A 6,277-nucleotide genomic window follows, 5' to 3' on the forward strand; every position below is an offset into this window, starting at 1 on the left:
GAGTGGAACTCGTGGGTCCGCTCGGCGGCCCGGATCGCCCGGGCGGCCACGAACACCGCCAGGAAGCCGTACCCACCGACCACCTCCACCAGCCCGTACGCCAGAAACGTGGCAGCCAGCGCCAAAAAGCCCTCGGCGTGCCGGGCCAACCGCAGCTCGCTGGGCGCGCGGAAGAACAGCTTGCCGAGCAGCCAGCCGATCAGCAGCCCACCGCCGACGCCGATGCCGACCTTCCAGAGGACGTCCACCGTGAACCATTCGGCCAACCAGTCACCCGGGGCGAGACTGGTCGAGGCGATGGCGATGGCGGCATAGACGAACGGGAACGCCAGACCGTCGTTGAGGCCGGCCTCGGAGGTCAACGCGAAGCGGACCTCGTCCTCGGAATCCTCCACATCGGTCGGCTCGCCGACCTGCACATCGGCGGCGAGCACCGGATCGGTGGGGGCCAGCGCGGCACCCAGCAGCAGCGCGGCGGCCGGCACCAGCCCCGCCCACCACCAGCCGAGCACCGCCACCGCCGCGATGCACAGCGGCATCGCGATCACCAGCAGCCGCCAGGTGGACGACCACCGCCGCCAACTCAACGGCCGGTCGATCTTCAAGCCGGCGCCCATCAGCGCGACGATCACCCCGATCTCGGTGAGGTGGGTGGCCAGCTCCGGGTGGGCCAGCGGGTCCGGTGACGGCAGCCCGACAGGCAGCAGGAACACCAGCATGCCCAGGGCGAGAAAGGCGATCGGCATGGACAGTGGGCGGCGCTCCAGCACCCGCGGCAGGACGCCCGCGAGCAGAGCGCCCACACCCACCAGCGCGAACGCCACATCAACCGGCTCCACGGCACCACCCCTCCGCCGCACCCGCGAGGCGCGGGCAGGTGGTGACACACCTTGCCCCGCAAGGGCTCCGGCTATGCGCGTCGGTGCCGGTGAACCGGAACGATCCTCACCGGGGTCGGGTGAGCGGTGAGTCCGCCAGTTCGGACAGCAGCGCGGCCGGGTCGTCGTACACCGCCACGGCACCCGCGCCGGCCAGCTCGCCGCGGCTGGTGCCGCCGCAGGTCAACCCGACACAGGGGATGTTCAACTTGCCGGCCGCGGCGACGTCCCAGACCGAGTCGCCGACGAAGACCACCCGCTCGGCGGTCAACCCGGACTGCGCCAGCGCCGCCTCCAGAATGTCTGGTGCCGGCTTGCTCTCCCGCGCGTCCGCCGAGGAGGTGACGGTGTCCACCACGTCGTCGGCGTTCAGCGCCCGGCGCAACGCCGTCACCTCGTGCTCGGCGGCGGAGGTGGCCAGCACCACCCGCAACCCCCGCTCGGCGCAGGCCCGCAACAGGTCGGCCGCCCGGGGCAGCGGCGTGAGCCGTTCCCAGTACTCGGCGTAGAGGGTGTCGTGCGCGTCGCGCAGCTTCTGGTCGGCGTCGCGGTCCCGCTCCGGGCCGAGGAGGTGGTCGAGGAGTTTGTCCGAACCCATCCCGATCGAGCGGTGCACCACCGCCATCGGCACCGGCTGGTCGGTCTGCCGTAACGCCTCCCACCAGCTCACCGTGTGCAGGTAGGTGGTGTCGACCAGGGTGCCGTCGACATCGAAGAGGACTCCGGCGAGGCGATCGGTGGCCATGGGCGTCCTCCTGCCCCTCCCGGGGCTGGTCTCAGGGCTGCGGCGTGAGGATCTCGAACCAGACGGTGGAACCGCGCACCGACGGGTCGGTGCCCCAGGCGTCGCTGAGCTCCTCGATCAGGCCGAGGCCGCGGCCACGACTGCTCAACGTGTCGGTACGGGCCCGGGTCACGGTGCCCCGGGTGCCGGAGTCGGCGACCGAGACGAGCAACCGCTCGGCGCTGAGGTCGATCTCCACCCGGGCGGCAGTGCCGGCGTGCAGCAACGCGTTGGTGGTCAGCTCGCTGGTGCAGAGCACCGCCGCCCCGATCACCGACTCGGGCACCTGCCACTCGGTGAGCTGGCCGGTCAGCCAGTGCCGCACCCGGCTGGGCGCGGTCGGTTCGGCCGGCACCTCCATGCTCGCCGAACGACTCGGCTTGAGGGCGTGTTCGACAGCCAGGACGGCCACGTCGTCCTCGGTGCCACCGGGGAGGGCAGCGGTGGCCACCGCGCAGAGCGCGCGCGGGTCACCACTGCCGGCCTTGGCGACGGCGTCGCTCAGCGTGGTCAGCCCGACGGTCAGGCTCTGCCGGCGACGCTCCACCACCCCGTCGCTGAACAGCAGCAGAGTGTCACCGGGACGGAACGCCACGGTCGTGGTGCCCGGCCGACCGCCCAGCCCCAGCGGCGGCCCGGCGGGCACGTCGACGTACTCGGCGTGGAACCGGCCGTCCGGATCGCCGCGGCGGATCAGCGGGGCGGGATGACCGGCGCTGGACAGCGTCAGCTCCCGCCGTTCCGCGTCGATCACCCCGAACGCCACCGTCACGAACAGCTCGTGGGTGCCGGCCTCCGCGCCGAGGCTGGTCACCAGCCGGTCCAGGCCGGCCAGGACCACGTCGGGCGCCGGGTCGGCCAGGGCCAGGGCGCGCAGCGCGGCCCGGACCTGGCCCATCCGCGCGGCGGCCTGCACGTCGTGCCCGGCGACGTCGCCCAGCACCACGCCGAGCGAGCCGTTGGGCAGCAGGAACGCGTCGTAGAAGTCGCCGCCGGCCGCGTTGCCGTCCACGCCCGGGTCGTAGCGGGCCGCGATCCGCAGCCGAGGCAGATCCGGCAGGTGCTCCGGCAACATGCTGCGCTGCAACAGTTGGGCCGTGCCGTGCTGGGTCTCGAACCGGCGGGCCCGCTCCGCAGCCTGGCCGATCAGCTCGGCCGAGGCGGCCAGCAGCGCCCGCTCGGCCGGTGACCAGGTGTGCGGAACCTGGTAGCCGACCGCCAGCCCGCCGCGAACCACCGAGGTGCCCAGCGGCAGGGCCGCCATCGCGCGGATCTTCTGGTCGTGGCGGTCCACGGCGGTGTCGCGCAGCGGTTGCCCGTCGCCGGTGAACGACGGGCCGCCGGAGCGGGCCGCCTGCACCACGGGGGCCGGCCAGTCCGCCGGCGCGCGCCGCCAGAGCGGGGGAAGTCGCTCGTCGGCCTCGTCCAGCAACTCGCCACGGACCCGACGCACCATGCGCCAGCCGCCGCCGCCCTCGTCGACAGCGAACGCGGCCTGGTCGGGGTCGAACGTGGTGATCGCGTACCGCAGCGCCACCCGGGCCACGTCGTCGAGGGTGAGGGTGCCGGCGAGCGCGGCGGCCACCTCACTGAGGCTCTGCAACTGCCCGGTGACGTGGGTGGTCTCGGCCGCCACCGTCAACACGCCGACGATCTGCCCGGCGCTGTCGCGGACCGGCGAGTAACCCCTGGTGAAGACCGCCTGTTCCACCGTCGCGGAGTGCCCACGCACCAGTGGCAGGGTGGACTCCTTCTCCAGGAAGGGCACGCCCTGCCGGTAGCAGCGCTCGATCACCGCACCGACGCCGGGCAGGGCCCAGATCTCCGCGAACACCTCGGCGGCCGGGCGGCCGAAGGCGCTCGGGTGTTTGCTGCCCAGCAACTCGGCGTAACCGGCGTTGTAGAGCAGGACGAAATCGTCGCCGTACGCCAGGGCCATCGGCATCGGCGAGGCGAGGATCATCTCCCCCACGGCCCGCACCGCGACGTCCCACTCGTCGGGTGGGCCCAGCGGGGTGTCGGCCCAGTCGTGGGCCAGCAGGCCGACAGCCGGGCCGGGCCCGGTGGGTGCGTCCGGGCCCGGAGTCGCTGGCGAGGGGACCCGTCCGACCGTTCCTGGCATGTTCGCAGCCTAGTCGGCCGGACGGAAAAGGCATCCGACCACGGCGGCGGGCCGTCGCCGCGTCGGTCGAGGTGGCCGTTCGGGCAGTTCAGGGCCCCTGTCCGGAGGTCTGTCGCAAAAAACGCGGCGCGCTGCGCGGACTGCCGGACCGGTTGCCGGGTATGCGCCCGGCGCAGTCCATGCGACAGGAGGGACATCATGCTGAAAACCCTCGCGGTCCGGCAGGCCGACATCGGCGATGCCATCGCCGACACCTGGAGGTCGGTGCTGCTCTTCATCCCGAAGGCAGTGGCCTTCATCGTCATCCTCGTGGTCGGCTGGCTCATCGCCAGAGCCGTCCTCAAGATCGTGGATACGGTGCTGGAACGGGTGCGCTTCGACCAGGCGGTCGAACGCGGTGGCATCAAACGGGCCCTGGAGAGAACGAAGTACGACGCCAGCGACATTCTGGCCAGACTGGCGTACTACGCCGTACTGCTGTTCACGCTGCAGTTCGCCTTCGGAGTCTGGGGGCCCAACGCGATCAGTGACCTGATCAGCGGCGTGGTGGCCTGGCTGCCGCGTGCGTTCATCGCGATCGTCATCGTGGTGGTGGCGGCGGCGATCGCCAACGCGGTGCGGGATCTGGTCACCGGGGCGCTGGGCGGGCTCTCGTACGGCAAGGTCCTGGCCGATCTGACGGCGATCTTCATCATCGCGCTCGGCGTGATCGCCGCCCTGAACCAGGTGGGTATCGCCACCACGGTGACCACTCCGGTGCTGATCGCGGTGCTCGCCACGGTGGCCGGCATCCTGATCGTCGGCGTCGGCGGTGGTCTCGTGAAGCCGATGCAGAACCGCTGGGACGGCTGGCTGCACCGGGCGGCCCAGGAGGCCCGGGCGGTGCAACAGCAGCGTCAGGCCGCGTCGGCCGGGCGTAGTGACGTGGAGCGGCAGATGGCCGACCGCGGGGGTGACCGCACCCAGGCCATGCCTCGGGTGGACGAAGCCCAGCAGTACCGTTCGTAACGGGGCGTAACGGCACGACGGTGGGGAGGGTGTTCCGCGTACGACGCGGGACGCCCTCCCTTCGCGGGTCGGGTCAGTCCCGGTCGAGTGCGCGCGCCAGCGCGCAGACCGCGAGCAGGCGGGTGAGCAGCCACTCCGGGTGGCTCCAGTCCACCGGCCCGCTGGGCGGCGTCCACCCGTGCTCCAGGGCGGCGGCGCGCACGCCCTCGGCGTAGCCGGCGAGCGCCGCCGAGGTCAGCGGCGTGCGGTCACCGTCGAGGCTGTCCCGAACGGCCGCCGCGTGCTGGTCGACCTGGGCCAGCAGCCCCGGTCGCGTGGCGGCGGCGGCGAGCCCGACAGTGCCCACGGAGACGGTGAGGGCGGCCAGGGTGGACCGCGCCGAGTCGACGGCGGTACGGGAGGCGACCCGGTTGAACGGCACACGCATGGTGACCGAGGCTAACCGACCGGTCACCACGTCGGCCTCGTCCGCTCGGTGGATGTCGCCTGCGCCACTGGGGCGATCGCCGCTGACCTGGGGGGTTGATCCGGCACAGACGGGGCAGCAGGAGAACCACCCACAGACAGCGGCACACGGCACGGAGGCACGGATGGGACAGCGGACGGACGGACCCGACGAGCGGCACCAGCGGCCGGACGGGGTCAGCGACGCCACCGTCGCGGCGCTCGGCAAGCTGAGTGAGGCGTTGGAGTGTGTGGAGCGGGCCCGGGGGCACCTCTACTCGATGCACCAGTTGATCGGCCATGCCGACCTGATGCTCGACGACGCGGTGGAGCAGTTCCGCGCCGCCGGTCACCCGCACCTCGCCGACCGGATCGGCACGGAACTGCGCGGCCGCAACGTCATCGCCGGACGGTGGACGTTCCAGATCGTCGAGGACTTCGACGACGGCTACCACGCGTTGTTCCGGGAGCTGGATCAGCAGGCCCGCGACGAACTGGTGGGCGGGCGGCGCCACCTGTACGAGGCGGAGATGAAGGAACGCCGCCGCAGCCGGGGCCAGCCAGGCCACGAGGCCCGGCCGGGCGGTGGGACCTAGTCGCTGGTCGCGTCGGCGGGGCGTCGCCGCGCCGCGTCGTCGGCGATGATCACGGTGGCCACCATCAGCGCGACGCAGAGGCTGAACAGCCACGACTCGTCGGTGACGAGCCAGGCGGACACGGGGGCCTGGAGCGCGGCGAGCAGGAAGCCGAGCCAGGCGAGCCGGCGCTGACGCGTGGAGAGGATTCCGGAGCCTTGATGCATCCCGAAATTCTTACGCGAACCCGCCGGTTTGCCGTCCTCCGATCGGCCGATTCTGGATGAGCTGTCCGTTTTCCCAACCGTACGGACACGACTTCTTTGCGCCACGAGCGGTCGGGTGCCGACAGCGCTAGGGTGCCCCTGCGGCAGGATGGTGAGTCGTGTCCACCCCGCCCGCGCGCCCCCGCGCCGCACTGCTCCTGCTCGCGTACCTCGCGTTCGTCAGTCTCGGCCTGCCCGAC

7 protein-coding genes are annotated in these 6,277 nt (G+C 72.3%); 2 read left to right on the top strand and 5 right to left on the bottom strand.

Going from position 1 to position 6,277, the window contains the following annotated elements:
- From KBX53_RS18790 to KBX53_RS18800, 3 genes are all read right to left on the bottom strand, one after another.
- On the bottom strand, positions 1 to 839 hold an 839-nt coding region (locus KBX53_RS18790; RefSeq protein ID WP_210860686.1), incomplete at its 3' end, for a cation:proton antiporter.
- Positions 840 to 945: 106 nt separating this feature from the next.
- Positions 946 to 1,623 carry an HAD family hydrolase gene (locus KBX53_RS18795; RefSeq protein WP_210860687.1) on the bottom strand — a complete coding sequence of 226 codons (678 nt, stop codon included), beginning with the start codon at positions 1,621 to 1,623 and terminating at the stop codon, positions 946 to 948.
- A 31-nt stretch (positions 1,624 to 1,654) separates the two neighbouring features.
- Entirely contained in the window at positions 1,655 to 3,784 is a 2,130-nt protein-coding gene (locus tag KBX53_RS18800; RefSeq protein ID WP_210860688.1) for a SpoIIE family protein phosphatase, read from the bottom strand.
- Between the two features lie 198 nt (positions 3,785 to 3,982).
- Here KBX53_RS18800 and KBX53_RS18805 point away from each other — a divergent pair, with 198 nt between their 5' ends.
- Positions 3,983 to 4,792 (top strand): hypothetical protein, encoded by an 810-nt coding sequence (locus KBX53_RS18805; protein WP_051708712.1) that lies wholly within the window; start codon positions 3,983 to 3,985, stop codon positions 4,790 to 4,792.
- Positions 4,793 to 4,865: 73 nt separating this feature from the next.
- Here KBX53_RS18805 and KBX53_RS18810 read toward each other — a convergent pair whose 3' ends face one another.
- Positions 4,866 to 5,219, bottom strand: coding sequence for a DUF6401 family natural product biosynthesis protein (locus tag KBX53_RS18810; RefSeq protein WP_210860689.1), 354 nt, complete (start codon positions 5,217 to 5,219; stop codon positions 4,866 to 4,868).
- 163 nt (positions 5,220 to 5,382) lie between these two features.
- Between KBX53_RS18810 and KBX53_RS18815 the strand changes: the two genes are divergently transcribed.
- Positions 5,383 to 5,832 carry a hypothetical protein gene (locus KBX53_RS18815; protein ID WP_210860698.1) on the top strand — a complete coding sequence of 150 codons (450 nt, stop codon included), beginning with the start codon at positions 5,383 to 5,385 and terminating at the stop codon, positions 5,830 to 5,832.
- Here KBX53_RS18815 and KBX53_RS18820 read toward each other — a convergent pair.
- Positions 5,829 to 6,038 carry a hypothetical protein gene (locus tag KBX53_RS18820; RefSeq protein WP_030334989.1) on the bottom strand — a complete coding sequence of 70 codons (210 nt, stop codon included), beginning with the start codon at positions 6,036 to 6,038 and terminating at the stop codon, positions 5,829 to 5,831. The two genes, KBX53_RS18815 and KBX53_RS18820, sit on opposite strands and share 4 nt — an antisense overlap.
- Positions 6,039 to 6,277 lie beyond the last annotated feature (239 nt).

This window comes from Micromonospora sp. M51 (genome assembly GCF_018070305.1).
GTDB lineage: Bacteria > Actinomycetota > Actinomycetes > Mycobacteriales > Micromonosporaceae > Micromonospora > Micromonospora parva.

Bases quoted from the DNA above. Each gene is read 5' to 3' on its own strand.
- KBX53_RS18795 (WP_210860687.1), bottom strand. From the start codon at position 1,623: ATGGCCACCGATCGCCTCGCCGGAGTCCTCTTCGATGTCGACGGCACC.
- KBX53_RS18800 (WP_210860688.1), bottom strand. From the start codon at position 3,784: ATGCCAGGAACGGTCGGACGGGTCCCCTCGCCAGCGACTCCGGGCCCG.
- KBX53_RS18805 (WP_051708712.1), top strand. From the start codon at position 3,983: ATGCTGAAAACCCTCGCGGTCCGGCAGGCCGACATCGGCGATGCCATC.
- KBX53_RS18810 (WP_210860689.1), bottom strand. From the start codon at position 5,219: ATGCGTGTGCCGTTCAACCGGGTCGCCTCCCGTACCGCCGTCGACTCG.
- KBX53_RS18815 (WP_210860698.1), top strand. From the start codon at position 5,383: ATGGGACAGCGGACGGACGGACCCGACGAGCGGCACCAGCGGCCGGAC.
- KBX53_RS18820 (WP_030334989.1), bottom strand. From the start codon at position 6,038: ATGCATCAAGGCTCCGGAATCCTCTCCACGCGTCAGCGCCGGCTCGCC.